At 70.8% G+C, this 26,035-nt stretch carries 21 protein-coding genes and 3 pseudogenes; 12 read left to right on the top strand and 12 right to left on the bottom strand.

Annotated elements, in window-relative coordinates; genetic code table 11:
• Window positions 1-9: 9 nt before the first annotated feature.
• Window positions 10-318: a hypothetical protein gene (locus ACFY9S_RS01400; protein ID WP_391121255.1), complete on the bottom strand. Its 309-nt coding sequence runs from the start codon at window positions 316-318 to the stop codon at window positions 10-12.
• A 329-nt stretch (window positions 319-647) separates the two neighbouring features.
• Between ACFY9S_RS01400 and ACFY9S_RS01395 the strand changes: the two genes are divergently transcribed.
• Together ACFY9S_RS01395 and ACFY9S_RS01390 are read left to right on the top strand one after the other, a co-directional pair.
• Window positions 648-1,472 (top strand): Scr1 family TA system antitoxin-like transcriptional regulator, encoded by an 825-nt coding sequence (locus tag ACFY9S_RS01395; protein WP_391121252.1) that lies wholly within the window; start codon window positions 648-650, stop codon window positions 1,470-1,472.
• Window positions 1,459-1,668 (top strand): DUF397 domain-containing protein, encoded by a 210-nt coding sequence (locus ACFY9S_RS01390; protein ID WP_391121249.1) that lies wholly within the window; start codon window positions 1,459-1,461, stop codon window positions 1,666-1,668. Before ACFY9S_RS01395 ends, ACFY9S_RS01390 begins: the two co-directional genes overlap by 14 nt.
• Here ACFY9S_RS01390 and ACFY9S_RS01385 read toward each other — a convergent pair.
• Window positions 1,665-2,060: a MerR family transcriptional regulator gene (locus ACFY9S_RS01385; RefSeq protein WP_391121246.1), complete on the bottom strand. Its 396-nt coding sequence runs from the start codon at window positions 2,058-2,060 to the stop codon at window positions 1,665-1,667. The two genes, ACFY9S_RS01390 and ACFY9S_RS01385, sit on opposite strands and share 4 nt — an antisense overlap.
• Window positions 2,061-2,110: 50 nt before the next feature.
• Between ACFY9S_RS01385 and ACFY9S_RS01380 the strand changes: the two genes are divergently transcribed.
• A complete protein-coding gene (locus ACFY9S_RS01380) occupies window positions 2,111-2,995 on the top strand; it encodes an NAD(P)-binding domain-containing protein (protein WP_391121242.1) in 885 nt (294 codons plus the stop codon).
• A gap of 15 nt (window positions 2,996-3,010) precedes the next feature.
• Here ACFY9S_RS01380 and ACFY9S_RS01375 read toward each other — a convergent pair whose 3' ends face one another.
• From ACFY9S_RS01375 to ACFY9S_RS01360, 4 genes and pseudogenes are all read right to left on the bottom strand, one after another.
• Window positions 3,011-3,814, bottom strand: coding sequence for a TIM barrel protein (locus ACFY9S_RS01375; RefSeq protein WP_391121239.1), 804 nt, complete (start codon window positions 3,812-3,814; stop codon window positions 3,011-3,013).
• An 11-nt stretch (window positions 3,815-3,825) separates the two neighbouring features.
• Window positions 3,826-4,713 (bottom strand): annotated as a pseudogene (locus ACFY9S_RS01370) (GNAT family N-acetyltransferase); the annotation flags it as partial.
• 40 nt (window positions 4,714-4,753) lie between these two features.
• Window positions 4,754-5,580: pseudogene (locus tag ACFY9S_RS01365) on the bottom strand (RNA-guided endonuclease InsQ/TnpB family protein); the annotation flags it as partial.
• Between the two features lie 320 nt (window positions 5,581-5,900).
• Entirely contained in the window at window positions 5,901-6,293 is a 393-nt protein-coding gene (locus tag ACFY9S_RS01360) for a MerR family transcriptional regulator (protein ID WP_391121236.1), read from the bottom strand.
• Window positions 6,294-6,354: 61 nt separating this feature from the next.
• Between ACFY9S_RS01360 and ACFY9S_RS01355 the strand changes: the two genes are divergently transcribed.
• From ACFY9S_RS01355 to ACFY9S_RS01345, 3 genes and pseudogenes are all read left to right on the top strand, one after another.
• Window positions 6,355-7,701, top strand: a complete 1,347-nt coding sequence (locus ACFY9S_RS01355; protein WP_391121233.1) for an MFS transporter — start codon at window positions 6,355-6,357, stop codon at window positions 7,699-7,701.
• Window positions 7,604-8,502 (top strand): annotated as a pseudogene (locus ACFY9S_RS01350) (IS5 family transposase). The gene ACFY9S_RS01355 and the pseudogene ACFY9S_RS01350 overlap by 98 nt, the downstream one beginning before the upstream one ends.
• Window positions 8,503-8,716: 214 nt before the next feature.
• On the top strand, window positions 8,717-9,289 hold the full coding sequence (locus tag ACFY9S_RS01345; protein ID WP_391121231.1) for a dihydrofolate reductase family protein: 573 nt from the start codon (window positions 8,717-8,719) through the stop codon (window positions 9,287-9,289).
• Between the two features lie 90 nt (window positions 9,290-9,379).
• On the opposite strand, the gene ACFY9S_RS01340 is transcribed toward ACFY9S_RS01345, so the two are convergent.
• The gene (locus ACFY9S_RS01340; RefSeq protein ID WP_391121228.1) at window positions 9,380-10,429 is read right to left on the bottom strand and encodes a substrate-binding domain-containing protein; all 1,050 of its coding nucleotides are present in this window, start codon (window positions 10,427-10,429) and stop codon (window positions 9,380-9,382) included.
• Between the two features lie 338 nt (window positions 10,430-10,767).
• Here ACFY9S_RS01340 and ACFY9S_RS01335 point away from each other — a divergent pair, with 338 nt between their 5' ends.
• The 4 genes from ACFY9S_RS01335 to ACFY9S_RS01320 all read left to right on the top strand — a co-directional run bounded on the left by ACFY9S_RS01335 (window position 10,768) and on the right by ACFY9S_RS01320 (window position 15,473).
• Window positions 10,768-11,919 carry a Gfo/Idh/MocA family oxidoreductase gene (locus ACFY9S_RS01335; RefSeq protein ID WP_391121225.1) on the top strand — a complete coding sequence of 384 codons (1,152 nt, stop codon included), beginning with the start codon at window positions 10,768-10,770 and terminating at the stop codon, window positions 11,917-11,919.
• The gene (locus tag ACFY9S_RS01330) at window positions 11,916-13,067 is read left to right on the top strand and encodes a DUF993 family protein (protein WP_391121222.1); all 1,152 of its coding nucleotides are present in this window, start codon (window positions 11,916-11,918) and stop codon (window positions 13,065-13,067) included. The genes ACFY9S_RS01335 and ACFY9S_RS01330 overlap by 4 nt, the downstream gene beginning before the upstream one ends.
• Before the next feature lie 44 nt (window positions 13,068-13,111).
• Window positions 13,112-13,909, top strand: a complete 798-nt coding sequence (locus ACFY9S_RS01325; protein WP_391122890.1) for a TIM barrel protein — start codon at window positions 13,112-13,114, stop codon at window positions 13,907-13,909.
• Between the two features lie 379 nt (window positions 13,910-14,288).
• Window positions 14,289-15,473, top strand: a complete 1,185-nt coding sequence (locus ACFY9S_RS01320; protein ID WP_391121219.1) for a hypothetical protein — start codon at window positions 14,289-14,291, stop codon at window positions 15,471-15,473.
• A 12-nt stretch (window positions 15,474-15,485) separates the two neighbouring features.
• On the opposite strand, the gene ACFY9S_RS01315 is transcribed toward ACFY9S_RS01320, so the two are convergent.
• Window positions 15,486-15,587, bottom strand: coding sequence for an SCO3870 family protein (locus tag ACFY9S_RS01315; RefSeq protein ID WP_391122887.1), 102 nt, complete (start codon window positions 15,585-15,587; stop codon window positions 15,486-15,488).
• 497 nt (window positions 15,588-16,084) lie between these two features.
• On the opposite strand from ACFY9S_RS01315, the gene ACFY9S_RS01310 reads away from it, so the two are divergent.
• Both ACFY9S_RS01310 and ACFY9S_RS01305 read left to right on the top strand, forming a co-directional pair.
• A complete protein-coding gene (locus ACFY9S_RS01310) occupies window positions 16,085-17,917 on the top strand; it encodes a glycoside hydrolase family 3 N-terminal domain-containing protein (RefSeq protein WP_391121216.1) in 1,833 nt (610 codons plus the stop codon).
• Window positions 17,918-18,030: 113 nt separating this feature from the next.
• Window positions 18,031-18,696, top strand: a complete 666-nt coding sequence (locus tag ACFY9S_RS01305; RefSeq protein WP_391121213.1) for a hypothetical protein — start codon at window positions 18,031-18,033, stop codon at window positions 18,694-18,696.
• Between the two features lie 85 nt (window positions 18,697-18,781).
• Here ACFY9S_RS01305 and ACFY9S_RS01300 read toward each other — a convergent pair whose 3' ends face one another.
• From ACFY9S_RS01300 to ACFY9S_RS01285, 4 genes are all read right to left on the bottom strand, one after another.
• A complete protein-coding gene (locus tag ACFY9S_RS01300; RefSeq protein WP_391121210.1) occupies window positions 18,782-20,209 on the bottom strand; it encodes a S28 family serine protease in 1,428 nt (475 codons plus the stop codon).
• 117 nt (window positions 20,210-20,326) lie between these two features.
• Window positions 20,327-20,716: a hypothetical protein gene (locus ACFY9S_RS01295; protein WP_391121207.1), complete on the bottom strand. Its 390-nt coding sequence runs from the start codon at window positions 20,714-20,716 to the stop codon at window positions 20,327-20,329.
• Between the two features lie 112 nt (window positions 20,717-20,828).
• Window positions 20,829-24,560, bottom strand: coding sequence for an ABC transporter transmembrane domain-containing protein (locus ACFY9S_RS01290; RefSeq protein ID WP_391121204.1), 3,732 nt, complete (start codon window positions 24,558-24,560; stop codon window positions 20,829-20,831).
• Between the two features lie 459 nt (window positions 24,561-25,019).
• Window positions 25,020-25,871: a serine hydrolase gene (locus ACFY9S_RS01285; RefSeq protein WP_391121202.1), complete on the bottom strand. Its 852-nt coding sequence runs from the start codon at window positions 25,869-25,871 to the stop codon at window positions 25,020-25,022.
• Window positions 25,872-26,035: the final 164 nt, after the last annotated feature.

The raw sequence follows: 26,035 nt of genomic DNA, 5'->3' as shown, positions 1-26,035 counted from the left end.
CCGTCCCGGTCAGAGCCGGGGCGGACGGGTGAGCCGCGCCCCTCTGCTCTCCGCGACCCTTTTGACGTCCCGCAGGGACTCGCTGAGCCGCCGGGCCACGTAGTGCAGTTCCGCGCTGGTCACCCGGCGTTCCGCGAGGAGTTCGGCGGCGTGCCCCAGCAACTGGTCCGCCATGTCGATCTGCACGTCCTCGATCTCGTCGGCGAGCCCCGAGACGTAGCCGGTTCCGTCGCCCACGAGGTAGCACGGCCTTCCGTCGGCACCGGTCCACGGCAGGAGCCGCCCGGTCAGCGCGTGATCGCGCGCCCCGCCGGTCACGCACCCGCCTCCGCCATCAGGTAGGGGCGCACCAGCCGGTTGTCCTCTCCCCGGAGCGGACGCTCGCCGGGACGGCAGCAGGCCGCCGGGCATGCGTACGGGCGCGGGGGTGGTGCCGCCGATCGCCGTCGCCTCCCACGAGGAGGGAAGAGGAAGCGGAGGAACGGCTCCAGGAGCCGGGCGATGAGGTCTACCACGTCTGTCTGCCTGCCTTCTCACCTGCGGTGAATGCGTTCTGTGGTGAATCACTCACAGGGTGAGGTCGGCCCTCGCTACGCTGCCAGGGGGTGGAGCTTGACATCGCGCTTGTCAAGAAGAGGAGTTGGCCGATGGACGAACGTCGCATGCTTCGAACGCCGCGTCAGAAGTACGGGGAGGAGATGCGGCTGAGGCGGACAGCAGCCCGCCTCACCCAGGAGGAACTGGGCGACCAGGTGGTGTGTTCACCCACGCTGATCAGTCATTTCGAGGCGGGCAGACGCCTCCCCAAGCCGGATGACGCACAGCGGATCGACCGGGCCCTGGGGACGGACGGGTTCTTCGCGAGGTGGTTGGAGGATCTGGAGTCGCACTACACCGATCATTTCGCGGCGGTGGCCGAGCTGGAGCAACTGGCAACACACATCCAGCAGTTCGCACTCTCCCTGGTTCCCGGAGTGCTTCAGACCGAGGACTACGCACGCGCCCTTTTCCGGGCCTACCGTCCGAACCACACGACCGAGAAACTTGACGAGCTGGTTGTCATTCGAACGCAACGCCGTCGAATCCTCGACGGGCCGGCTCAGCCTGTCGTCTGGACGCTGCTCGACGAGGCAGTCCTCCGCCGACGCGTCGGCGGACCGCAGGTCATGGCGGAGCAGTTGCACAAAGTGGCGGACATGGCCGAGTCGGGGCGGCTGCGCCTGCATGTGCTTCCCTACGGCGTGGGGGCGCACGCACTCATGCAGAGTCTGCTCACGCTCATGACCTTCGAGGACTCGGCCCCGGTGGCGTACGTCGAGGGCTTCCAGACCGGCAACTTGATGGACGAGCCGGCTCTGGTGAGTGCCTGTCAGACCGCTTACGCTCTGGCTCTGAGCGACGCGTTGTCGCAGAAGGAGTCACTGGCCCTCGTCAGGGCGGCAGCGGAGGATCATGCACATGATCGGCAGTAAGCACATCGCCCTCGCCGGTTGGTACAAGTCCAGCTACAGCGGCGGTGATCAAGGCGAGTGCCTCGAAGTCGCCCCCGGCCACCCCGGCGTCCCGGTGCGGGACAGCAAAGCCGCCCACGGCCCCGCCCTGGTCTTCTCGCGGAGCGGCTGGGCGGCGTTCGTCACCGCCGTCAAGGACGGGCACATCAGGGGCTAGGCGGGCAGCGTGAGGCCCAAGGGCGGGTAGCTCTCGCCGCCCACGCGTTCGGCCGCCTCGATGTAGTCGGTCAGGGCCTCGCGGGAATGGGCGAGTCTTTCCATCTGGTCGTCCAGGCGGCGCAGGCGGGACCGCATGGCGGCCAGGAGCTCGGGGCAGCCGAGCAGTTCCGGGGCCTCCCCCGTCGCACAAGGCAGCAGGTACGCGATGTCCTCCGAGGACAGGCCGGCGCCGAGCAGGTGGCGGATCTGCTTCACCCGCAGCAGGGCGCTCTCGTCGTACTCGCGGTAGCCGTTCGCTCCGCGGGCCGGTTCCAGCAGCCCCTGGGACTCGTAGTAGCGCAGCTGATGCGCGTTGGCGCCCGTCCGTCGGCTCAGTTCCCCGATCCGCATCGACAACCTCGCTTGACCTTCACACCGGTATCAACGTTGACGATGCTGCCATGGACGACGAAACCACAACACCCGTGACTGTCATCGGACTCGGCCTGATGGGCCAGGCACTCGCCGGGGCGTTCCTGAAGGCGGGGCACCCCACGACGGTATGGAACCGCACGGCCGGCAAGGCCGACCGGCTGGTGGCCGGGGGCGCGCGGTCGGTCCCGACCGTCGGCGACGCCATCGGGCCCGGTCGCCTGACGGTCATCTGTGTCACCGACTACCGAGCCGTGCACGAGGTGCTCGGCGCGAGCGATGTCGAGCTGAGCGGCACGACGCTGATCAACCTGACCTCGGGCGACTCGGGCCAGGCCCGGGAGACCGCCCGGTGGGCGCAAGCGCGAGGTGCCCGTTACCTGGACGGCGCCGTCATGGCCATCCCGTCGGCCATCGGGACTCCTGACGCGGTGATCCTGCAGAGCGGGGCGCGCCCGGACTTCGACGCGCACGAGTCGGCACTCGGCGCCCTGGGCACCGTCACCTACCTCGGTGCGGACCACGGATTGGCGTCGCTGTACGACGCGGCCGGACTGACCATGATGTGGAGCGTGCTGAACGCCTGGCTCCAGGGCACGGCCCTGCTCAGGACGGCGGGTGTCGACGCCGGGACGTACGCACCGTTCGCGCGGCACATCGCCGCCGGTGTCGCCGACTGGCTGCCGGGGTACGCCGAGCAGATCGACAGGGGTTCGTTCCCGGCCGAGGTGTCGGCGCTGGAGACCGACGCGCGGGCGATGGCGCATCTGATCGAGGAGAGCGAGGCGGTGGGGGTCAACGCCGAGCTGCCGAAACTGATCAAGGCGATGGCCGATCGTGCGATCGCCGCCGGGCACGGGAAGGAGCAGTATCCGGTGCTGATCGAGGAGTTCGGCAGGCCCGGCGCCCGCTGACCGGGGGCTGACGCCTCACGCGGAGTCGTTCAGCAACCTGCTCAAGTGCTCACTCCCGGGCCCCAGCAGGTCGGGCAGCGGCGCCGCCTCCTCGTACCAGCGCTTCTCGTACTCCCAGCAGAGCCAGCCGTCCCAGTTGTGGCGGGAGAGGACCTCGACGCATTCGGCCAGCGGGAGGACGCCCTGGCCGAGGGCCAGGGGGGTGGTGTCCTCGACGGAGGCGATGTCCTTGACCTGGACGTAGCCAAGGTGGGGGGAGAGCGCCGCGTAGGTCTCGGAGGGCTGTTCGCCGCCGAGCCAGGTGTGCATGACGTCCCAGAGGGCGCCGACCTGGCGGTGGCCGACGAGGCCGAGGATCCGCATCGCGTCGGCGGCGGTGCGGTGCGAGTCGTGGGTTTCGAGGAGGATGCGTACGCCCAGGTCATTGGCGTGTTCGGCGGCCGTCCCCAGGCGGCGGGCGGCCGTCGCGTCGGCCTCTTCGGGGGTCTGGACGTCGAGGTCGCCGCCGGGGAAGACGCGGATGTACGGGGCGCCGAGGTCGTGGGCCAGGTCCAGGAGGGCGCGGATCTCGGCCAGGACGGGCTCGTCGTCGCCCGGCGCGGCGACCCGTGCGTAACCCGCCAGGCCGAGGAGCTCTACGCCCGCTCCCTTGAACTCGGCCGCGACGTCCGCCCGTTCGGCGGAGCCGAGGCCGGTGTGGACCGGTTCCTCGGGGTGGGTGCGCAGCTCCACGCCGTGATAGCCGTGGGCGGCCGCGAGCCGCAGGACGTCGGGCAGGGGCAGGCCGGGGACACCGAGGGTGGAGAACGCCAGCTTCATGTGGACGGACCCTACCCGGCACCCCCGCCTGCGACTCCCCTCCGGCCCCCGGGTGTTGCGTGAAGATCCAGTCGCCAGTCCTGGCCGGTCAGGTCCCGGCCGAAGGAGCGGTGCGGTTTCTCCGCGACCAGGGCGAAACCGTGGCGCCGGTAGATGCGGCGGGCCGCGGTGAGGACGTCGTTCGTCCACAGGACGACCTCGCGGTAGCCGGCCTCGCGCGCGAAGTCGACGAGCGTCCCGACCAGGCGGTCTCCGATGCCGAGGCCGTGCGCGTCCGGCTCGACGAGCAGGAGCCGCAGGCGGGCGGTGCCGGGCGCATCCCGTACGCACATCACGCACCCGACCGGCCTGCCGTCCAGGTCGGCGATCCAGGTGCGCTCCAGACGCGGGTCGTGGTCGTCGGCGTAGTCGGCGACGATCCTCGCGACCAGCCCCTCGTAGTCGGCGTCGAAGCCGTACTCGGCCGCGTAGAGCGCGGCGTTGCGCTGGACGATCCAGCCGAGGTCGCCGGGGGCCGGCTCGCGCAGGACGACGTCCTCGGGGTGCGGGGTCCGGCCGTCGCCGAGGATCGTCCGGACGGTCCGCATGGCCTCCGCGAGCCGGGGCCGGTCCTCGGCCCGGACCGTGTCCAGCATCGCCCCGACCGACTGCCGCGCCCGTTCGTCGAGCAGTGCGGCGGCTTCCCGGCCGGGCGTGGTGAGTGTGACGCTGCGGCGGCGCGGGTCCGTCTCGGACGGGCCGCGCTCGACCAGCCCGTCCTCCTCGAACTTGGTCAGGATGCGGGTCAGGTAGCCGGCGTCCAGGTGCAGCTGGGCCCGCAGGTCGGCGGCGTCCGTGCGGGGCGCGTGCGCCAGCTCGTAGAGCACGCGGGACTCGGTGACGGTGTAGGGGGCTTGAAGCTCTCCCCTCCTTTCGCAAGCTCCGGAAGGGGATTCCCGTCTACCTTGCGGTGACAGGTTTGACGGTTTTAGCCGCCCTGCGACCGCGCCTTCCGGCGGCCGGGACCTCCACGATGACGTGGCCGATCCGGTACAGGTGCAAGATGTTGCGAGCCGCGTTCCAGTCGGCGTTCGCCGTCCAGCCGCAGTCGGGGTTCTTACAGGAGAACAGTTCCTGGCTCTCTCGGCTGCCGGGTGGTGAATCCGCAGGCTGAGCACCGCTGGGAGGTGTGGGGGGGCAGGGACCTTGACGAGCCGGCCGCCGTATCGGGCGGTCTTGTACATCAGCATCGTCACCGTCCGGCCCCACGCCTCTTGGGCGATGGAGCGGTTGAGTCCGGCCTTCGCCTTGGCCCCATTGCGCAGGAACGCGCCCTCGTTGTCGGGGTCGGGCCTGGGGGCCGGGCTCTTGGTCATGCCGAGGATGTTGAGCTGTTCGACCACCAGTACGCCGTACGTGCGGGCGAGGTAGGTGGTGGTCTGGTGCTGCCAGTCCAAGGCTCGTCGCGTGGCTTTTGCTCGGAGCTGCCTGATCTGGTCGTAGGCATGCTGCAAACGCTTGGAGGTCTTCTCCCCGCGCTTGCGGAACGTCTTGCGGTGCGCGGCCTGCCGCTCCAGCTTGAGGAGCTTGGCCTTCTCCTTCGGGGTCAGCCACTTGTCCCGGTCGGCGGTGCCACCGGGAAGTCGAGGCGGGCGCCCGTGGTCCTGGTGGTCCTTGTTGGACAGGGCCAGGGGGATGTTCACCCCGGCATCGATGCCGACCTGCGGCCCCTGGTGGGGCTCGGGGGCGCGTTCGAGGGTCTGGACGCGGAAGGCGATGTGCCAGCCGTTCGTTTCAGCAGCAACGCCCCGTGGGATGAGCTGAACAGTGCAGACCTGCACCTCGGCGCGGGACACACCCATTTCGAGATGGCCTTCACCCCCGGCGTAAACGCCGCAGCACTGGCCAAGATCAAAGGTAGAGCCGGCGGCCGTAGTCGAGGGCGCCGATGACGTTCGTGTAGAAGCGGTTGAAGGAGCGGATGTCCTGGACGGTCATGGCTTTCGACCCCCGATACTTGACTCACTGTTCGTTTCAAAATGTGGGCGAGTGTTGTCGCTTCTCATCGACAGAGCCAGGTAGTTGCGTAGCCGCCGAGCGTTTGCGGTCAGGGCGCCACGTCCGTGGTGTCGAGTAGTACGCACTGATCGAATTTCATGCAACCGCACTCCAGGCAGTCCGCAACTGCCTGCCGTAGGGCCTGGGTCTGCGCGATGTGACGATCGAGTTCGGGCAGCTTGCGCGTGGCCATGTCCCGCCATTGACGGGTTGCGGATGGCGTGGTGTCTTCGGCCAGCAGTTGCGTGATCTCGGCGAGGGTGAAGCCCGCCCGCTGCGCCATCTTGATCAGGGCGACCCGGCGGACGGTGGTCGCGGGCCATACCCGACGCCCGCCTTCGCGACGCGCGCCGGGCAGCAGACCGCGCTCCTCCCAATAGCGCAGTGCCGAAGCCCGCACATGGGCTTTCTCCGCGAGCTCGCCAATGGGTAGATACCGCATGCCCGCCCCTCCTCGATCCGGCCTTGACTTCAAGCATGCTTGAAGCGCGACTGTGACCTGCATGTTCTCAGCCGCACCGGGACGCCTGCTGCCCGGCCCCTACCGTTTGCTGTTCGCCGACCGCACCTTTCGGCGGCTGCTGCCGGTCTTCGCGTTGTCCGACCTGGGCGACGGCATGACCGTCGTCGCGGTCGCGTGGCTCGCGCTCGCACTGGGCCCGGACGGTGGCCAAGGCACGCTGGCAGGCATCGCTGTCGCCGCCTACGTCCTGCCCGGCGCCCTGGGCGCACTGCTCCTGGGCCGGTGGATGCGCCGGCTGCCCGCGCGACGGCTCCTGGTCACCGACTCCACGCTACGGGCCGTACTGCTGGGGGCGGTCCCGCTCGCACACATGGCGGGGCTGCTCACCCCGGCCGTGTATGTCGGGCTCCTGGGCGCCTCCTCTCTGCTGCACGCCTGGGGCAAGGCCGGAAAGCACGCACTCTTCGCCCCTTTGCTCCCCGAAGACCAGCGACTGGCGGCCAACAGCGTGATCAGCACCAGCCTCTGGACCGCGACCATCGCGGGGCCCGCCCTCGCGGGCCTTCTCGTGGGAGTGATATCTCCGGCATGGATCATCGGCCTGGACGCCGCCACGTTTGCCATGCTCGCCCTCCAGACCGGTCGCACCGCCTTGCCCCGGACACCGGTGCCCCCAGTGACCGGCGGCACACAGCGCGGGCTGAGTATCCTGCGCCGCCAGCCGGAACTGTTCGGCCTGCTTCTCGTGACCTGGGTGTTCAACCTCGCCTTCGGCCCCGTCGAAGTCGCCCTTCCCCTGTTCGTCTCCGACGACCTCGACGCCGGCGCCGGGCTGCTCGGCGCCTACTGGGCCGCCTTCGGTATCGGAGCCGTCATCGGGGCCCTCGGCCTGGGCGCGGCCAGACGGCTTCCCTTGTGGCCGGCCATGCTCGGCATCATCGCGGGCCACGGCATCGGGATGCTCCCTTTCGCAGTCACGGACACCGCCATCCCCTCCCTGATCGGCTTCGCTTTCGCCGGACTCGTCTACGGCCCCTACTCCGCGCTCTCCTTCACCCTGATCCAGGACCGCGCACCCGTCGACTCCCTCACCACGGTTCTGGCCGCGCGCAGCGCCGTACTCCTGACAGCCTCTCCCCTCGGAGCCGCACTCGGAGGTTTCCTGCTCGACCGGACCAGCGCACCCGCTGTCCTCGTCGGCTGCGGTGCGCTGATGTTCCTCACCGTCCCCACCAGCATCGTTGTACTGAAGCTCTGCGGAAGCCGCCGACGACGGCATCAGCCCGCGCATGCCCCGGCCGAGCGGGCAAGGTGTACCGACCGGGACCGGCCGGAGCCACAGCACTCACGTCGCTTCGACCAGGCCGAGATCTCGACACGTGACTGACAATCTCGTTCCCGATGACCTGTGGGAGCGTGTCGAGCCCTTGCTTCCCGCACCACCGGCGCGCAGGCATCGATCCCCCGGACGAGTGCGCACTCCCGACCGGGTGGCACTGGCGGGCATCGTGTATGTCCTGCGCAAGGGAGTGGCCTGGAGAGACGTGCCCGCAAGGCTGATCGGTTGCTCAGGAGTCACCAGCTGGCGACGCTTGCGCGATTGGACCCAGGCCGGTGTCTGGCCGCGCCTGCATCAAGCACTCCTGACCGAGCTACGGACCGCAGGAAAGCTGGAGATGGACGACTGCGCGATCGACGGTTCACACATCAGAGCGTTGAAAGGAGGGAGACATGTCGGGCCATCGCCGGTTGACCGTGCCCGCCCAGGCTCCAAGCACCACGTGATCGTTGACCGGCACGGTACTCCGCTGGCGATCTCTCTGACCGGAGGGAACCGTCACGACGTGACGGAATTGAACCCCTGCTGGACGCAATTCCGCCGATACCCGGGCTGCGCGGACGGCCCCGCAGCAGGCCCAAGCGCCTTTTCGCCGACCGCGGCTACGACTTCGACAAGTACCGTCGGCTGCTGTGGAAACGCGGTATCAAACCCGTGATTGCCCGGCGCGGTGCCCCGCACGGTTCTGGTCTCGGACGCACCAGGTGGGTGGTGGAGCGCACCTTCGCCTGGCTCCACCAGTTCAAGAGGCTCCGCATCCGCTACGAACGCCGAGCAGACCTCCATCAAGGTCTACTCGAACTTGCCTGCTCGATCATCTGCCTCCGCCGACTCCGGAAGGCATTCTGAAACGATCAGTCAGTCAGAGATAGTCGTGGTTCGAGGCTAGCGGTCCAGGGCGGCCGAGCCCAGGCACGAGGCGATCCGGACGGGCGACAGCCGATGACTTTCTCCGTGTTCCGCAGTCAGAGGAAGTGATCGTGCGTCGCAGCCGCGAGTTTCGTGGAAGCGTGCACCGACGGAAATCCGCTGAGAAGCCGGCACGAGATACCGAGGAACCAGGATGCGTACTCTGATCAGCACCGCTTTCATCTCTCTCGACGGCGTCGTGGAGGCCCCGGGCGGCGAGCCCGGCTACCGGAACTCCGGGTGGACCTTCAAGGACGTCGAGTTCCTTCCCGAGGCGTTCGAGATCAAGGGCCGGGAGCAGCAGGAGGCCACCGCGATGATGCTGGGCCGGACCAGCTATGAGGCGTTCAGCCCGGTGTGGCCCGACATGGAGGACTTCGCCGACTACAAGGTGATGCCGAAGTACGTCGTCTCCACCACCCTCACCGAGGACGACCTGGTGTCGAACTGGGGCGAGACCACGATCCTGCGCTCACTGGACGACGTCGCCGCTCTGAAGGAGACCGAGGGCGGCCCGATCATCGTCCACGGCAGCGCCTCCCTGAACCAGTCGCTTTCGGACGCCGGCCTGATCGACCGTTACCACCTGCTCGTCTTTCCGCTCCTGCTGGGGGCGGGCAAGCGGCTCTTCAGCGCCACGGACAAGGACACCCAGAAGCTGCGGCTCGTCGAGCACGAGGCCTACGCCAACGGTCTGCAGAAGAACGTCTTCGACGTCGTCCGCTGACGAGGCCCGGCGGGTCCGTTCAGGCCGAAGCAGGGGCGTGGGGCCGGCAGCGGCCCCACCCGCCCCCCACCCCTCTCGTCCAGCGGCGCCTCAAGAGGGCCGCGGCACCCCGGAGGACCCGCGCACCATCAACTCCCCCCGCACCGACGCGATCCCCCCGGGCGGCGCGTCCTCCCGCCCCATCGCGATCCGCCCGGCCCGGGCCCCCGCCTCCGCCAGCGGCAGCCGTACGGTCGTCAGCGACGGCACCGCGTCGATGCTGAACGGCAGATCGTCGAAGCCGGCCACCGACACGTCCTCCGGGATCCGCAGGCCGGAGTCGCGCAGCGCCGCGCACGCTCCCAGGGCTACGGAGTCGTTCGCCGCGACGACCGCCGTCAGCGACGGGTCACGCCGGAGCAGTTCCAGCGTCGCCTCGTATCCGGACCGCCGGTCGTAGCGCCCGAACACCGTCCACCGGGGGTCCTCCTCGATCCCGTGTGCGGCCAGCGCGGCCCGGTGCCCTTCGAGCCGGTGCCGTGTGGTCGTCCGCTCCTCGGGGCCCGCGATGTAGCCGAGCCGCCGGTGCCCGAGCCCGAGCAGGTGCTCGGTCAGTTCCTGCCCGCCGCCGCGGTTGTCGAAGGTCAGCGCGATCGCCCCGGTCTCGGGAGCCGGCGGGCGCCCGCACAGCACGACCCGCGTCCCGGCCTCCACCAGCTTCCGCACCTTCGCGTCCATCGCCGCCTGGTGCGCCGCGTCCTCGATCGCCCCGCCGGTCAGCACCACGGCCGCGGCCCGCTGGCGCTGGAGCAGCGTGAGGTAGGTCAGCTCCCGTTCGGGTGAGCCGCCCGTGTTGCAGACCACCGCGAGTCTCTCCCCGCCCGCACGGCCGCCCGGCCCGCCGATCTCGGCCTGGATCGCGCTCGCCATGATCCCGAAGAACGGGTCGGCGATGTCGTTCACCAGGATCCCGACCAGGTCGGAGGTGGCGGCGGCCAGCGAGCTCGCGGGCCCGTTGAGCACGTAGTCCAGCTCGTCCACGGCCTTCAGCACCCGCTCGCGGGTGGAGGCCGCCACGGGGTAGTTCCCGTTCAGCACGCGCGACACCGTCGCGGGTGAGACCTGGGCGCGGGCCGCCACGTCCGCCAGGGTCACCGTCATCTCGTCGTCCTCCGGTCGCGCATCTCGTCTCGTCTCCGCCCTCGTACACACCCAGACCACTGGCTATGGTTCCGCGCGGATCAGCAGGTCTACGGTCTCTGCCCCGACGAACCCATGGCCAAGGTTCCGAGCAGACCTTAAGCCCCCGACCCCCGGTTGTTCGCCCCCTCGAACAACTCGTCCTGGTCACGGTCTTGTCCGGACCGCGGTTCAGAGGCTAGCTTCTCCGTAGATAGAAAGCGCTTGCTGCAACGCTCACCAGTCCTCGGGTGGCTCACCGGGCCGTCTGTGACGGATGAGGCGTACGCGGCGCCGCGACCGCGTACGAAGGGAACGACGTGACACGCAAGACGGTGCGAATCGCCATGAACGGCGTGACCGGGCGCATGGGCTACCGCCAGCACCTGGTCCGCTCCATCCTCGCCCTCCGCGAGCAGGGCGGCCTCGACCTCGGCGACGGCACCGTGCTGTGGCCAGAGCCGATCCTGCTCGGCCGCCGGGAGCACGCGCTGAAGGCGCTGGCCGAGAAGCACGGGCTGGAGCACGTCTCGACGGACCTGGACGCGGTCCTCGCCGACGAGACGGTCGACATCTACTTCGACGCCCAGGTCACCTCCGCCCGCGAGGAGGCCCTGAAGAAGGCCATCGCGGCCGGCAAGCACATCTACACCGAGAAGCCCACCGCCACCGGCCTCGACGGCGCCCTGAACCTCGCCCGGCTGGCGAACGAGGCCGGCATCAAGCACGGCGTCGTCCAGGACAAGCTGTTCCTCCCGGGCCTGCTGAAGCTGAAGCGCCTCATCGACGGCGGCTTCTTCGGCCGGATCCTGTCCGTGCGCGGCGAGTTCGGCTACTGGGTCTTCGAGGGCGACTGGCAGACGGCCCAGCGCCCGTCCTGGAACTACCGGTCCGAGGACGGCGGCGGCATCGTCGTCGACATGTTCCCGCACTGGGAGTACGTGCTGCACGAGCTGTTCGGCCGGGTGAAGTCCGTCCAGGCTCTCACCGCCACCCACATCCCGCAGCGCTGGGACGAGAACGACAAGCCGTACGACGCGACGGCCGACGACGCCGCGTACGGCGTCTTCGAGCTGGAGGGCGGCGCGATCGCCCAGATCAACTCCTCCTGGGCCGTGCGCGTCAACCGCGACGAGCTGGTGGAGTTCCAGGTCGACGGCACCGAGGGCTCCGCGGTCGCGGGCCTGCGCAACTGCCGCGTGCAGCACCGCAGCGCCACCCCCAAGCCGGTCTGGAACCCGGACATCCCCGCCACGGAGGTCTTCCGCGACCAGTGGCAGGAGGTCCCGGACAACACCGAGTTCGACAACGGCTTCAAGGCCCAGTGGGAGCTGTTCCTGCGGCACGTCTACGCCGACGCCCCCTACCACTGGGACCTGCTGGCCGGTGCCCGCGGTGTCCAGCTCGCCGAGCTGGGCCTGAAGTCATCGGCCGAGGGCCGCCGTCTCGACGTCCCGGAGATCTCGCTGTGACGATCCGACTCCCTGGCAGCGACGGGGTGTTGCGGACGTACGAGCCGCGCACCGAGCCCCTCGCCGTGACACCGGGCACGCCGTTCACGTCCCGTACGGTCTTCTCGGCGGCGCACGTCGTCGCCGACCCGTTCGCGGACGTCTCCCCCGACTCGCCCGCCGCGGTCGACTGGGACGCCACGCTCGCCTTCCGCCGCCACCTGTGGTCGCACGGGCTGGGCGTCGCCGAGGCCATGGACACCGCCCAGCGCGGCATGGGCCTTGACTGGGCGGGCGCGGCGGAGCTGATCCGCCGGTCGGCGGCCGAGGCCAAGTCGGTCGGCGGCCGTATCGCCTGCGGCGTGGGCACCGACCAGATCGCCTCCGGCTCGCTCGCGGAGGTCCGCGCGGCCTACGAGGAGCAGCTCGCCCTCGTCGAGGAGTCCGGCGCGCAGGCCATCCTGATGGCCTCCCGGGCGCTCGCGGCGGCGGCCTCCGGGCCGGAGGACTACCTGGAGGTCTACGGCCACCTGCTGCGCCAGGCGGCCGAGCCGGTGGTCCTGCACTGGCTGGGCCCGATGTTCGACCCGGCCCTGGAGGGCTACTGGGGGTCGGCCGACCTGGACACGGCGACGGACACGTTCCTGGAGGTCATCGCCGCCCACCCGGACAAGGTCGACGGCATCAAGGTCTCCCTGCTGGACGCCCGGCGCGAGATCGACATCCGCCGCCGGCTCCCGAAGGGCGTGCGCTGCTACACGGGCGACGACTTCAACTACCCGGAGCTGATCGCGGGCGACGAGCAGGGCTTCAGCCACGCGCTGCTCGGCATCTTCGACCCGCTGGGCCCGCTGGCGGCGGAGGCGGTCAGGGTCCTGGACAGGGGCGACGTGCGGGGCTTCCGTGATCTGCTGGACCCCACGGTCGGGCTCTCCCGGCATCTCTTCCAGACCCCGACCCGCTTCTACAAGACGGGTGTGGTCTTCCTGGCCTGGCTGGCGGGCCACCAGTCGCACTTCACGATGGTCGGCGGCCTGCAGTCGGCCCGCTCGCTGCCGCACTTCGCGACGGCGTACGAACTGGCCGACGGGCTGGGGCTGTTCCCCGACCCGAAGCTGGCGGAGGAACGGATGAAGACGCTGCTGAGCGTGTACGGGGTGGACCAGTGAGCGGGCCGTCGCAACGGTCGCTGGAGCGCTTCTCCATCAACCAGATGACGGTGAAGCAGCTGTCGCTGCCGGAACTGGCCGACGGCTGCGCGCGCCTGGGCATCCGCAACGTGGGGCTGTGGCGCGAGCCGGTGCAGGCGTTCGGCCTGGAGGCCACGGCCAAGCTGGTCCGGGACGCGGGCCTGACGGTGACGACGTTGTGCCGGGGCGGGTTCCTCACGGCGATCGACCCGGCGGAGCGGGCAAAGGCCCTGGCCGACAACCGTCGCGCGATCGACGAGGCGGCGGCGCTGGGCACGGACACGCTGGTCCTGGTCTCGGGCGGTCTCCCCGCGGGCTCCAAGGACCTGCACGGCGCCCGCGAGCGCATCGCGGACGCCCTGTCGGAACTCGGCCCCTACGCGGAGCGGCACGGCGTCCGCCTGGCCATCGAGCCGCTCCATCCCATGTACGCCGCGGACCGCTGCGTGGTGTCGACCCTGGCCCAGGCCCTGGACCTCGCCGAACGCTTCCCGGCGCACCAGGTCGGCGTCACGGTCGACACGTACCACATCTGGTGGGACGACACCGCCCCCGCGCAGATCGCCCGGGCGGGCGCGGGCGACCGTATCCACACCTTCCAGCTCGCCGACTGGACGACTCCTCTCCCGGAGGGCGTCCTCACCGGCCGCGGTCAGATCGGCGACGGGTCGATCGACATGCGGGAGTGGCAGGACCACGTGGAGGCAGCCGGCTACACCGGCGCCATCGAGGTGGAGCTGTTCAACGACGTCCTGTGGGCCCGGGACGGCCAGGAGGTCCTGGCCGAGACGGCGAAGAGGTTCACCGAGCACACCCGCTGACCCGGCCCCGCACCACACCCGCTGCCCTGCCCCGCGTACCCGGGGGCGGGGCGGTGGCGTGCCGGGGCAGCGGCGTACCGGGGCCGCCCGTGCCCCATGCCTCCGTGCCCCGTGGCTCCGTGCCCCGTGGCTCCGTGCCCCGGGGCTCCGTGCCCCGGGGCTCCGTGCCCCGGGGCTCCGTGCCCCGGGGCTCCGTGCCCCGCGGCCCCGCGGCCCCGTGGCTCCGTGCCCCGTGCCCCCGTGGCCCCGCGCCCCCTTGCCCCCGTGCCCCCGTGCCGTTCCGGATGCACCCGTCCTCCGGGCGTGACACGCTTTTCCCAAGGACTCGGCCGGTCGTAGTGCTCTCTCTTCCCCTCGCAACCCGATTCGGAGAGCAGCCATGGCTGATTTCCCCGTGAACTCCACCAAGTCCGGTGACCAGCTCCAGCCTGCCGTCGACGCCCTGTTCGGCACGCAGTTCCTGGAGCTGTGGTCGGACGAGAGCGACTTCGTCATCAAGGGGCAGTTCCTGGCGGACGACGGCGACAAGCTCGGAGACGAGTTCGCCGTCAGTACGCAACCGGCGGACGGGCCGGGGGTGCGGCCGCTGTGGCCGTCCGTGCTGTCCGCCGGGATCAGCGGCCAGTTCGCCGCGTGGCTGGAGACGCCGGTCGGAACGCCCGGCCCGAGCCCGTCCGTGAAGCTCCAGCGGTTCACCGAGGGCCGGAAGGCCGGTCCGGAGACACTCGTCACGGCGGACGCGGATCCGGAGGTCCGGCCGTGCCTCGCGTTCATGATCGACGGCGGTGTGCTGGTCACCTGGGCGAGCCGACGGCCCGACCAGCGCATTCGCGCGCGGCGGTTCCGTTCGGACGGCAGCCCGGCGACGCCGGAGTTCACGGTCAGCACCACCGAGGGCTTCCACGAGAGGCCCGCCGCCTCGATCCTCACGAACGGCAACGTGGTCGTCGCCTGGTCGACCGATCCCTCGGCGATCGGCGGGGGCCGGCTCGCCCTGCGGTTCTTCGACTTCGAGGGCAACCCGCTGGGCGGGGAGATCCAGCCCAACGTGGGCGGCTTCACCGGGGTCAACGCGATCACGCTGCTCGACAGCGGACGGTTCGTCGTCGCGCACATCGAGGGCATCCAGCCCAGCGAGCTGGGAAAACCGCAGACCACGGTCGCGGCGAGCATCTTCCAGCCCGACGGCACGGAGACCTTCGACATCACGGCCGGCAACCCCCGGGGCTTCACCCGGAGCTCCCCGTCCCTGTCCCGGCTGCCGGGCGGGCGCTTCCTGATGGCGTGGGTCGAGGAGAGCGCGGACACCCACGCCACCGTGCCGACGGTGATGGCCAAGGTCTGCTCGGAGAGCCAGGGCTCACTCGGCGACCCGGTGCGGGTCAGCACGGCCGACCCGGGGACGCGGTCCCACACCTGCACCGCGACGGCCTTCGGCAACGGGCCGGAGAGCGTGATCGTCACCTGGGACGACGACAGCCACCTGGACGGCGACACGGGCTTCGGCGTACGGGCCCGCACGTTCCATGTCAGCCCGCCCGGGATGCTGGTGGAGGCGTCCTAGACCGCGCGGAGCTCAGTGACCGCCCGGAGCTCGGTGACCGCCCGGAGCTCGGTTCGAGGGCGGCCGGCCGTCCCGGACCCAGGTCACCACGGCCGCGGCGGCGGTGACGTACATCAGACGCTGAAGGTGGCCGTGGACTCGACGTACGCCCGGTCCGACGCCGGTGCGGCGGCTGTACGCACCGCGGCGGGCGGGGCGGCGCGGCGTCCGGCCCTCGCGGAAACCGTACGGGTGCTCGGTGAGCAGTGGCCGGAAGTGGTGGCCCATCCGCCCCGCCGGCCCCGTGACTTCCCCTGCGTACCGACTTGCGGAAACCCGGGCCGAGTCGGGAACCCGGGCCGGACCGTCCCCGTCCAATCGCCGGCCGCCGGGGAGTCATCACGGTGCGGTGTCGGCCCTCGCCACTGGCTGCGATCGCTGACCACCCTCTCCGCCGTACCGCGGCCGGCGGCACCCGCCGCCATCGGCGCGCCCCCCTCCAACCGCGCCGGTGGCGGCCCCTGGGCGGTTACCGTGCATTCCCTTGACTGGCAGAAACTTCCCGGATATTGGTGACCTCTTGGAAGTTTCCTTCAGCGGATCCGAGCGGATCACCTCCGGAAGGAGCGCACGTGCACGACACCGGCACGGGAAGCACGGGAAACACGGCTCAGCCCTCCAGACGCACCCTCCTCGCCGCCACGGCCGGCGTCACCGCCGCCCTCACGGCCGCCGGGCCCGCGCGCGCCGCCGCCCCGGACAACAGCCGACTGCGCGCCATCGTCTCCCGCATGACGCTGCCGGAGAAGGTCGGCCAGCTCTTCGTGATGCGGGTCTACGGCCACTCCGCCACCGCCCCCGACCAGGCCGACATCGACGCCAACCTCAAGGAGATCGGGGTCCGCACGGCCGCCGAGCTGGTCGCGAAGTACCGGGTCGGCGGCATCATCTACTTCGCCTGGGCGCACAACACCCGCGAGCCGCACCAGATCGCCGAGCTGTCCAACGGCATCCAGCGGGCCTCCCTGGAGCTGCCGCGCGGGCTGCCCGTGCTCATCTCCACCGACCAGGAGCACGGGATCGTCGCCCGGGTGGGCGAGCCCGCCACGCTCTTCCCGGGCGCCATGGCCGTGGGCGCGGGCGGGTCGCGGTCCGATGCGCGCACCCTCGGCCGGATCGCGGGCGCCGAGCTGCGGGCGATGGGGATCCGGCAGGACTACTCCCCCGTGGCCGACGTGAACGTCAACCCGGCCAACCCGGTCATCGGCGTACGGTCCTTCGGCGCCGATCCGCGGGCGGTGTCCGCGCTGGTGGCCGCCGAGGTCGCCGGGTACCAGGGATCCGGGGTCGCCGCGACCGCCAAGCACTTCCCCGGGCACGGCGACACCAACGTGGACAGCCACACCGGCTTCCCCACCATCACGCACAGCCGGGAGCTGTGGGAGAGGCTGGACGCCCCGCCGTTCCGGGCGGCGATCGCCACGGGCATCGACTCGATCATGACCGCGCACCTGATGGTCCCGGCCCTCGACGACTCCGGCGACCCGGCCACCCTCTCCCGCCCCATCCTCACCGGCATCCTGCGCGAACGCCTCGGCTACGACGGGGTCGTGGTCACCGACTCCCTCGGCATGGAGGGCGTACGCACCAAGTACGGCGACGACCGGGTGCCGGTGCTCGCGCTGAAGGCGGGCGTGGACCAGCTCCTCAACCCACCCGACCTCGACCTCGCCTGGAACGCCGTCCTGACCGCCGTGCGCGAGGGCGAACTCACCGAGGCCCGGCTCGACGAATCGATCCTGCGGGTGCTGCGGCTGAAGTCCCGGCTGGGGCTGTTCCGTTCGCCGTACGTCAGTCAGGCCGGTGTGGACCGGACCGTCGGCACCCGGGCGCATCTGGCGGCGGCCGACCGGATCGCCGAACGGACGACCACACTGCTCGTCAACGAGGGGCGGCTGCTGCCCCTGTCCCGGCGCCGGGACCCCAGGGTGCTGGTGGTCGGGGCGGATCCGGCCTCGCCGTCCGGCACGACGGGGCCGCCGACCGGCGTGCTCGCGGGCGCCTTGAGCGAGCTGGGCTTCACCGCCACGGCCCTGTCGACCGGCACGGCCCCCTCCGCGGCGACCATCGCGAAGGCGGTCGCGGCGGCGCGGGACGCGGACGCGGTGGTGGTGGCCACGTACAACGTCACGGCGGGCAGCGGCCAGAAGGCGCTGGTGGAGCAGCTCGTGGCGGCCGGTAGGCCGGTCGTGGCCGTGGCGGTCCGCAACCCGTACGACGTGGCCCAGCTGCCGTCCGCGCCGGCCTGCCTGGCCTCCTACTCCTGGACCGACGTCGAACTGCGGGCCGCCGCACGGGTGATCGCCGGACGGGTGAAACCGCGCGGGAAGCTGCCGGTGGCGGTGCGGCGGGCGGATGATCCGGAGCAGGTGCTGTACCCGATCGGCTACGGGCTGTCGTACTAGACGTACGCCACGGACCGGGCGCACCACCCCCAACGTGCGCAAACCGCCCCGTGTGCCTGGCGTGCGCCCGCCACGGCGGGTCACGCTGGGCGAGCACACTCGGGGGGTCGGCGATGCGTGAGAGAAGTTCCGTGGGGGTGGTCTGCGGCCTGGCGGCGCTGCTCGGCATGCTGCTGACCGGCTGTCAGAGCCCGTCGGGCGGCGTGGCGGAGGACGGCCGGCTGGGCGATCCCGCGGCCGGCGGGTCCGCCCAGACGGCCACGGCGTCGCCGGTGCCGACCCGGCCCTCCGGGTACGGGGCGGTGTTCCTCGCGGTCGGCGAGTGCAGTTCGTTCGGCACGACGAGCTTCACCGAGGTGCCGTGCGCCGGTGAGCGGGCGGCGGCCCGGGTGGTGGCGCGGCACGAGGGCACGGTGCGGGACGGCCCGCGCTGCCCGGCGACCACCGACTTCGTCCTGCACATCAGCGAGCAGCGCCCCTCGTCCGACGAGGACGGCGACGGGGCGGTCCCGCAGGGCTACGCCTGTATGCGCAACCTCCAGCCGCCGCACCCCGGCGACCCGGGCGGCGGGGGCGGGCCCCGCACGATCGTCGGCGACTGCGTCTACGGCTCCGGCGACGGGCAGGTCCGCGAGACCGCCTGCGACGGCGAGGGCGAGCGGAAGCCGCAGTACAAGGTGGTCCGGGCGGTCACCGAGCGGGCCGACTGCCCCGGCCCGACCGCCCTGTACGTCCGGCTGGGCGGGAAACGGCCGGTGGGGTGCGCCCGGTCGCTGTGAAACGGCCGGGCGCGACAGGGACGTGCCCTGAGTCCCTTGCGTGCTCCCTGAGTGCCCTGCGTGCCCCCGCGGACAGGGACGTTCCCTACGGACGCAGCGTCATCTCACGCCGGGTGTCCCGCTTGTCGAGCTTGGCGTCGAACTTCGCCAGCGGCTTGGCCGCCTGCGGGTCCGCCTGCACCGAGCTGGAGGCGACCCCGGCCCAGTCGAGGATGCGGGCGGTGGCCAGGGCCTTCTGCTCGGGCACCAGGCCCGCGACGTTGGCGCCGTGGTTCATGCCGGGGGCGGTCATGACGTAGGAGTCCTTCGCGCCCTTGCCGACGCGGAAGGGCTCAGCGCTCCAGGGGTCGTTCTCGCCGTTGACGAAGAGCATGTGGCGGGCGTTGTGGCGAACCCAGGTGTCCACGTCCCGCATCGCCGACGGCTGGAACCTCATGGGGATGTCCCGGGGGACGAAGTTGCGCGGCGGCTGGTAGCCGTAGCGGATGTACTGCTTCTCGATGTGCGGGAAGCGGATGGTCGGGGCGCCGAGCTGGGTGCCGGCCTGGTAGTAGTACGGCGTGTAGGTCGTCAGGCCCTGGTCGGCGTAGGCGGAGAAGCCGGAGATCGTGTCGACGGACTCCCAGATCTCGTCGTCGGTGGCGTTCTTGGCGTCGGCAGGGATCTGGTCGCAGTCGGACAGCCCGCTGTACTGCCAGAAGCCCCACACGTAGTCGAGGACGGTCGCCTCGTAGGCCTTGTCCAGGCTGCCGATGGTGGTGAAGGTGAGGCCGTTGTCCTGCGCGAAGGCCGCGTACTTCTTCTCCAGCGGCTCACGGCGCACCAGCGCCTCGCGCTGCACGCCGTTCAGCCGGTCGCGGCACTCCTCGGTTCCGACGCGGGCGAAGAAGCGGTCGTAGGCCGAGTCCTCCTTGTTCACCACGTCGTTGGGGGCGACGTAGGCGACGACGCCGTCCATGTCCCGCGGGTAGAAGCGCTCGTAGTAGGTGGCGGTCATGCCGCCCTTGGAGCCGCCCGTGGAGATCCACTTCTTGCCGTAGATGCCCTTCAGGGCCTTGAAGACGCGGTGCTGGTCGCTGGCGGCCTGCCAGATGTCCAGCTTGGACCAGTCCGCCGGGGCGGGCCGGGACGGGGTGAAGAAGCGGTACTCCAGGGAGACCTGGTTGCCGTCCACGATCTGGGTCGGCTCGCTGCGGCGGGGCGTCGTGGAGACGTTGTAGCCGCTGGTGAAGAACACCGTCGGGCGGGAGACCTCCTTGTGCAGCACGGTGATGCGCTGCTGGAACGTGCCCTTGGACGGCTTGCGGTGGTCGACCGGCTGCGTGTAGTTCAGGACGAAGAAGCGGTAGCCGGTGTACGGCTTCTCCTCCACCAGGCTCATGCCCGGTACGGAGAGCAGCCTCTCCTTGATGTCGGTGGTGCCGGCGGCGTCGGCGGCGGTGGCCGCTCCCGCCGTGCCCAGTGTGCCTATGAGCACCGTGAGCGCCAGCAGCCATCTGAGCGCCTTGCGCATGCGCACTCCCCTGTGAGACAGATGTGCGCCGGAAGCTAGCGGACCAACTCACCGGAGCACCAGGGGACATAGGGAAAACCCTGTGCGCGGGGCAGGGCGTGTCGCGGGGTGCGCGGCTCAGCAGAGGATCCAGCCGGAGCTGAACTTTCCCCGGCCGACCTGGCCCTTGAGCCAGACGCAGCGGCGCCCGGCGTGCACGGTCACCGGGCCCGCGTGATAGGCGTACTTGCCCTTGTCGACGACCGGCCGGTTTCCGCGCGCCTGCACGCTCACCGACATCTTGCGCTTCACGCCGGGCTTCTTGGTGAGGGTCACGGCGCAGACGTAGCCGCCGCGCTTGTAGACGAGCACGGTCCCGGTGGCGAACGGCAGGCTGCGGACCTTGCGGCCGGGACAGTGCGCGGAGGCGGCCTGCGCCTCCCCCGGGGCGGCGACGGCGAGCAGCCCGGAGGCGGTCAGCACGGCCAGTCCGAGCGCGAGCCGCCGGCGTATCGCTCCACTGTGCACTCTCGTCCTCCCGTACCGCGTCGTCCGCGACCATCGGCGTACGCCTGTACGGACGCATGACGTATGTCGGATGGTTGCACGAGCGTTACGAAAACGCCGTCGGCCGGATCCGTCAGCGGGACGCGGCGACCGGCTCCTCCGGCTCGGCGGCGCCGATGAACGTCCGCCACAGCTCCGCGTACCGGCCGCCGCGGGCGAGCAGCTCCTCGTGCGTGCCGTCCTCGGCGACCCGGCCGCGGTCCATGACGACGACCCGGTCGGCGCGGGCGGCGGTGGTGAGGCGGTGGGCGACGACGAGCGTGGTGCGGCGGCCCGCGATCCGGTCGGTGGCCTGGTTGACCTGGGCCTCGGTGGCCAGGTCCAGGGCGGCCGTGGCCTCGTCGAGCAGCAGGACGTCCGGGTCGACCAGCTCGGCGCGGGCCAGCGCGATCAGCTGGCGCTGCCCGGCGGACAGGTTGCGGCCCCGCTCGGCGACCTCGTGGAGGTAGCCGCCCTCCAGCGTGGCGATCATGTCGTGCGCGCCGACCGCGCGGGCCGCCGCTTCTACCTCGGCGTCGGTGGCGTCGGGGCGGCCGTAGGCGATGGCGTCGCGGACGGTGCCCTGGAAGAGGTACGCCTCCTGCGGGACGACTCCGAGACGGTGCCGGTACGAGGTGAGGTCCAGGTCCCGCAGATCGGTGCCGTCGACGGTGACCCGGCCTCCGGTGGGGTCGTAGAAGCGGGCCACGAGCTTGACGAGGGTCGACTTGCCCGCGCCGGTCTCGCCGACGAAGGCGACGGTCTGCCCGGCGGGGATGCGCAGGTCGACCCCGCCCAGAGCCTCTTTGTCGTCGCCGTACGCGAAGCGCACGTCCTCGAAGGCGATGTCGCCGCGCAGCGACTTGACCTGCAACGGTTCGTCGGCGGACTTCGTCGACGTAGGCTCCCTCAGCAGCTCCTGGATGCGGCCGAGAGACACGGTCGCCTGCTGGTAGCCGTCGAAGACCTGGGAGAGCTGCTGCACGGGCGCGAAGAACAGGTCGATGTAGAGCAGGTACGCCACCAGAGAGCCGATGGCCAGCGTCCCGTCGTCGACCCGGGCCCCGCCGACGATCAGCACGGCCGCCGCGGCCACCGACGACAGGAACTGCACGAACGGGAAGTACACCGAGATCAGCCACTGGCCCCGGATGCGGGCCGCACGGTAGTCGGCGCTGCGTGCGGCGAACCGCCGCCCGCCGTCCCGCTCGCGCCGGAACGCCTGCACGATCCGCAGCCCGGACACCGACTCCTGGAGGTCGGCGTTGACCACCGACACGCGTTCGCGAGCCAGCTCGTACGCCTTCACGCTCGCCCGGCGGAAGAAGAACGTGGCGATGATCAGCGGCGGCAGTGTCGCGAAGACGACCAGCGCCAGCTCCACGTCGATCAGCAGCAGGGCGACCATGATGCCGAAGAAGGTGACGACCGAGACGAAGGCCGTGACCAGGCCGGTCTGGAGGAACGTCGACAGCGCGTCGACATCGGTCGTCATCCGGGTCATGATCCGCCCGGTCAGCTCACGCTCGTAGTAGTCGAGCCCGAGGCGCTGGAGCTGGGAGAAGATCTTCAGCCGGAGCGAGTACAGGACCCGCTCGCCGGTCCGCCCGGTCATCCGGATCTCACCGATCTGGGCCGCCCACTGCACCGCGACCGTCAGCAGCCCCAGCAGGGCGGCCGCCCACACGGCGCCGAGCGCGGCCTGCGTGACGCCGGAGTCGATGCCGTGCCGGATCAGCACGGGCAGCAGCAGGCCCATGCCCGCGTCGGTGGCGACCAGGGCGAGGCTGACCAGCAGCGGCAGCCCGAAGCCGCGCAGCAGCCGGCGCAGGCCGTAGGACGCCTCGGGCCGGACGGCCTGCGACTCGTCGACGTCCGGGACGTCGGTGGCCGGGGGCAGCGCCTCGACCTGGGCGAGCAGCTCGGGCGTGGCGGGGCTTTCGGCGAGGGCGAGGTCCTTGCGCTCGCGGTCGCCGGTCCACAGCCGGGGGGTGACCCCGCGCTCGGCGTCGAACTCGGCGTCGAGCTCGTCCCGTACCGAGGTGTCCTCCGTGGGGCAGGCCGGCTGGGTGTGGCCCGGGGAGACCGCGCCCAGCTCGTCCGGGTCGGTGAGCAGGCGCCGGTAGAGGGCGGACCGCTCCTGGAGCTCCTCGTGGGTGCCGATGTCGGCGAGGCGCCCGCCGTCCAGGACGGCGATGCGGTGGGCGAGGTTCAGGGTGGAGCGGCGGTGGGCGATCAGCAGGGTCGTACGGCCCCGCATGACCCCCTTCAGGGCCTCGTGGATCTCGTGCTCCACGCGGGCGTCCACGGCGGAGGTGGCGTCGTCCAGGACCAGCAGGCGCGGGTCACTGAGGATGGCGCGGGCGAGGGCGACGCGCTGGCGCTGGCCACCGGAGAGGGTGAGGCCGTGCTCGCCGACGGTGGTGTCGTAGCCCTCGGGGAGTTCCGCGATGAAGCGGTCCGCCTGGGCGGCGCGGGCGGCCTTCTCGATCTCCTCCCGGGTGGCGTCGGGCCGGCCGTAGGCGATGTTGTTGCGGACGGTGTCGGAGAAGAGGAACGAGTCCTCGGGGACGAGGCCGATCGCGGCGCGCAGCGACTCGGTGGTCAGCTCGCGCACGTCGTGGCCCCCGACCAGGACGGCCCCGCGGGTGACGTCGTAGAAGCGCGGCAGGAGGAGGGAGACGGTGGACTTGCCGGAGCCGGAGGAGCCGACGACGGCGAGGGTCTCGCCGGGGCGGATCTCGAAGGACAGCCCGTCGAGGACGTTGCCGGTCGCGCCGGGGGCGTCGTCGTATCCGAAGGAGACGTCGTCGAACTCGACCGTCGCGGGGGCGTCGGCGGGCAGGTCCTTGTGGCCGTCCTCGATCGACGGCTCGGTGTCGATCAGCTCCAGGACGCGCTCGGTGCCGGCGCGGGCCTGCTGGCCGACGGTGAGCACCATCGCGAGCATGCGGACCGGGCCGACCAGCTGGGCGAGATAGGTGGAGAAGGCGACGAAGGTGCCGAGCGTGATGTGCCCGCGCACCGCCAGCCAGCCGCCGAGGGCCAGCATCGCGACCTGTCCGAGCGCGGGAACGGCCTGCAGGGCCGGGGTGTAGACCGAGTTCAGGCGGATGGTGCGCAGACGGCCCGCGAACAGCCTGCGGCCGACCTCCCGGAGCTTGCCGGTCTCCTGCTCCTCCTGCCCGAAGCCCTTCACCACGCGTACGCCGCTGACGGCGCCGTCCACGACGCCCGCGACGGCGGCGGCCTGGGCCTGGGCGTACCAGGTGGAGGGGTGCAGCCGGGTGCGGCTGCGCTTGGCGATCCACCAGACGGCGGGCGCCACCGCCAGGGCGACCAGGGTCAGCGGCACGGACAGCCAGGCCATGATCACCAGGGAGATCAGGAAGAGCATGAAGTTCCCGATGGTCATCGGGAGCATGAAGAGCAGGCCCTGGATGAGCTGGAGGTCGCTGGTGGCGCGGCCGACGACCTGGCCGGTGGACAGCTCGTCCTGGCGGCGGCCGTCCAGCCGGGTGATCGTGCCGTACATGTCCGTCCGCAGGTCGTGCTGGACGTCGAGGGCCAGGCGTCCGCCGTAGTACCGGCGGACGTAGGTGAGGACGTAGACGACCAGCGCGGCGGCGACGAGGAGACCGGCCCAGGTGGTCATGTCCCTGGTGTGCTCGCTGATGACGTCGTCGATGATCACCTTGGTGATCAGCGGGACCAGGGCCATGACGGCCATGCCGGCCAGGGAGGAGCCGAGGGCGAGCACGACGTCCTTCGGATGGCGCCACGCATAGGCCCACAGCCGCCGTGCCCATCCCCGTTTCGGTGTCACACCGGTGCCTTCCAGTCGTCCTGCTCTGCCGGAAGGCACCAACGTCTTCGGGAGCCGATTTCATCCCGCCGTAACGGTTCTCTTTGCGGACGGGGCGGCACCGTACGGTTCCCTTTGCGGACGGGTGCGGCACCATCTCGGCTGCTCGCGCCGGTTCACCGCGCCCCTGGGAGAGAGGCCTTGCCCTAACCGGCGAGTAGGTGACGAGGTGCGTGCCGTCGCCGTCCACGGCCAAGCCCTCGGAGTCGAGCGCGGCTCCGGTCTCGTCGGCGAGGGGTGCCGGTGACGCCGGATGGGCGGCGGGGTGAAGGTGGGCCGTTCCGGTGAGCCGACCACGCGGACAGCTACTCGCCCCACCTTGCGGTCGTTTGCCCGGATATGGAAAACATCCTTCCCCCCGCGCTCTACACCATCCTCGCCGTCGTCAGGAGGTTCTTGGACCTTCTCGGCTAGGACCTGTCAACTCGCCTTCAGATCCTTGTGGATGACCTTGGCCACGGCCTGAATGGTGGCGATGCCGTAGTTCATCGTGCTGTTGCCGTGGGACAGCACGGTCATCACGTAGTCGTGTCCACCGCCCTTGAACGCGCCGACGCTGTGCACGCGCCAGCCGTTCGAGGAGCGCTGCAGCCAGCCGTTCTTGACGGCCACGGTGACGCCTGAGGGCACTCCGTACGGGGTGCCCCAGCGCTGGGACGAGACGACCTGGCCCATCAGCTTGACGATGTAGGCGCGGGAGTTGTCGCTGAGGACCGCGTTCTTGGCGGTGAGGAGCTTCAGCAGCTTCTGCTCGTCGGTGACGGTGATCTGCGTCAGGCCCCAGTAGCCGTTCGCGCCGGGCTTGGTCTGCGTCATGCCGGCGGCCTTGAGGAAGTTCTTGATCTTCGTCATGCCGAGCTGCTTCCACAGGGTGGAGGTCGCCGCGTTGTCCGACTTGGTGATCATCGCCTTGGCGAGGGTGCTCTCGCGGTCGGTGAGGTACCGGTTCGTCTTCTTGGCGTCCCACAGCAGCGTGGCGAGGACGGTCACCTTGACGATGCTGGCCGAGTCGTAGGCGGAGCTCGCGCGCAGTGTGCACGTCGTCTTGGTGCTGCGGTCGTAGAGGCCGACGGCCACCGTGCCCTTGCGGGTGGCGAGCGCGGCGGTGATGTCCTTCTTCAGCTTGGCGGCGAGCCCGGCCTTGGCGGACGTGCAGGTCACGGCCGGAGCGGCGGCGGAGGCGGGCGTGGCGGCGGCGACGAGCGGCACGAGGACGACCGTACCCACGACCGCCGCCAGCACTCGCGCGCGGCGGGATATCCCAGAAGTCATGCACCTCATGACTCCGGGACGGGGGCGAATGGTTGTAGGTATGGCGAAGACTTGTGCGAGTCGTTACCGGACGACGGCGACGACTCCGAATCCTCTTCGCGGTCCCGCCAGTCGGGCCGGGCGGTGGCCGACTTGGCCGGACGGCTGTGGGATGATCGCATGGA

The sequence above is a fragment of the Streptomyces sp. NPDC012474 genome (assembly GCF_042955185.1).
Classification (GTDB): domain Bacteria; phylum Actinomycetota; class Actinomycetes; order Streptomycetales; family Streptomycetaceae; genus Streptomyces; species Streptomyces cahuitamycinicus.
The sequence above is the reverse complement of the archived record's forward strand: the minus strand, read 5'-3'. Positions and strand labels throughout refer to the sequence as shown.

What these genes read in the sequence shown, in the direction of transcription:
- ACFY9S_RS01395 (WP_391121252.1), top strand. Translation starts at nt 648, where the DNA reads ATGGACGAACGTCGCATGCTTCGAACGCCGCGTCAGAAGTACGGGGAG.
- ACFY9S_RS01390 (WP_391121249.1), top strand. Translation starts at nt 1,459, where the DNA reads ATGATCGGCAGTAAGCACATCGCCCTCGCCGGTTGGTACAAGTCCAGC.
- ACFY9S_RS01385 (WP_391121246.1), bottom strand. Translation starts at nt 2,060, where the DNA reads ATGCGGATCGGGGAACTGAGCCGACGGACGGGCGCCAACGCGCATCAG.
- ACFY9S_RS01380 (WP_391121242.1), top strand. Translation starts at nt 2,111, where the DNA reads ATGGACGACGAAACCACAACACCCGTGACTGTCATCGGACTCGGCCTG.
- ACFY9S_RS01375 (WP_391121239.1), bottom strand. Translation starts at nt 3,814, where the DNA reads ATGAAGCTGGCGTTCTCCACCCTCGGTGTCCCCGGCCTGCCCCTGCCC.
- ACFY9S_RS01360 (WP_391121236.1), bottom strand. Translation starts at nt 6,293, where the DNA reads ATGCGGTATCTACCCATTGGCGAGCTCGCGGAGAAAGCCCATGTGCGG.
- ACFY9S_RS01355 (WP_391121233.1), top strand. Translation starts at nt 6,355, where the DNA reads ATGTTCTCAGCCGCACCGGGACGCCTGCTGCCCGGCCCCTACCGTTTG.
- ACFY9S_RS01345 (WP_391121231.1), top strand. Translation starts at nt 8,717, where the DNA reads ATGCGTACTCTGATCAGCACCGCTTTCATCTCTCTCGACGGCGTCGTG.
- ACFY9S_RS01340 (WP_391121228.1), bottom strand. Translation starts at nt 10,429, where the DNA reads ATGACGGTGACCCTGGCGGACGTGGCGGCCCGCGCCCAGGTCTCACCC.
- ACFY9S_RS01325 (WP_391122890.1), top strand. Translation starts at nt 13,112, where the DNA reads ATGACGGTGAAGCAGCTGTCGCTGCCGGAACTGGCCGACGGCTGCGCG.
- ACFY9S_RS01320 (WP_391121219.1), top strand. Translation starts at nt 14,289, where the DNA reads ATGGCTGATTTCCCCGTGAACTCCACCAAGTCCGGTGACCAGCTCCAG.
- ACFY9S_RS01315 (WP_391122887.1), bottom strand. Translation starts at nt 15,587, where the DNA reads ATGTACGTCACCGCCGCCGCGGCCGTGGTGACCTGGGTCCGGGACGGC.
- ACFY9S_RS01305 (WP_391121213.1), top strand. Translation starts at nt 18,031, where the DNA reads ATGCGTGAGAGAAGTTCCGTGGGGGTGGTCTGCGGCCTGGCGGCGCTG.
- ACFY9S_RS01300 (WP_391121210.1), bottom strand. Translation starts at nt 20,209, where the DNA reads ATGCGCAAGGCGCTCAGATGGCTGCTGGCGCTCACGGTGCTCATAGGC.
- ACFY9S_RS01285 (WP_391121202.1), bottom strand. Translation starts at nt 25,871, where the DNA reads ATGACTTCTGGGATATCCCGCCGCGCGCGAGTGCTGGCGGCGGTCGTG.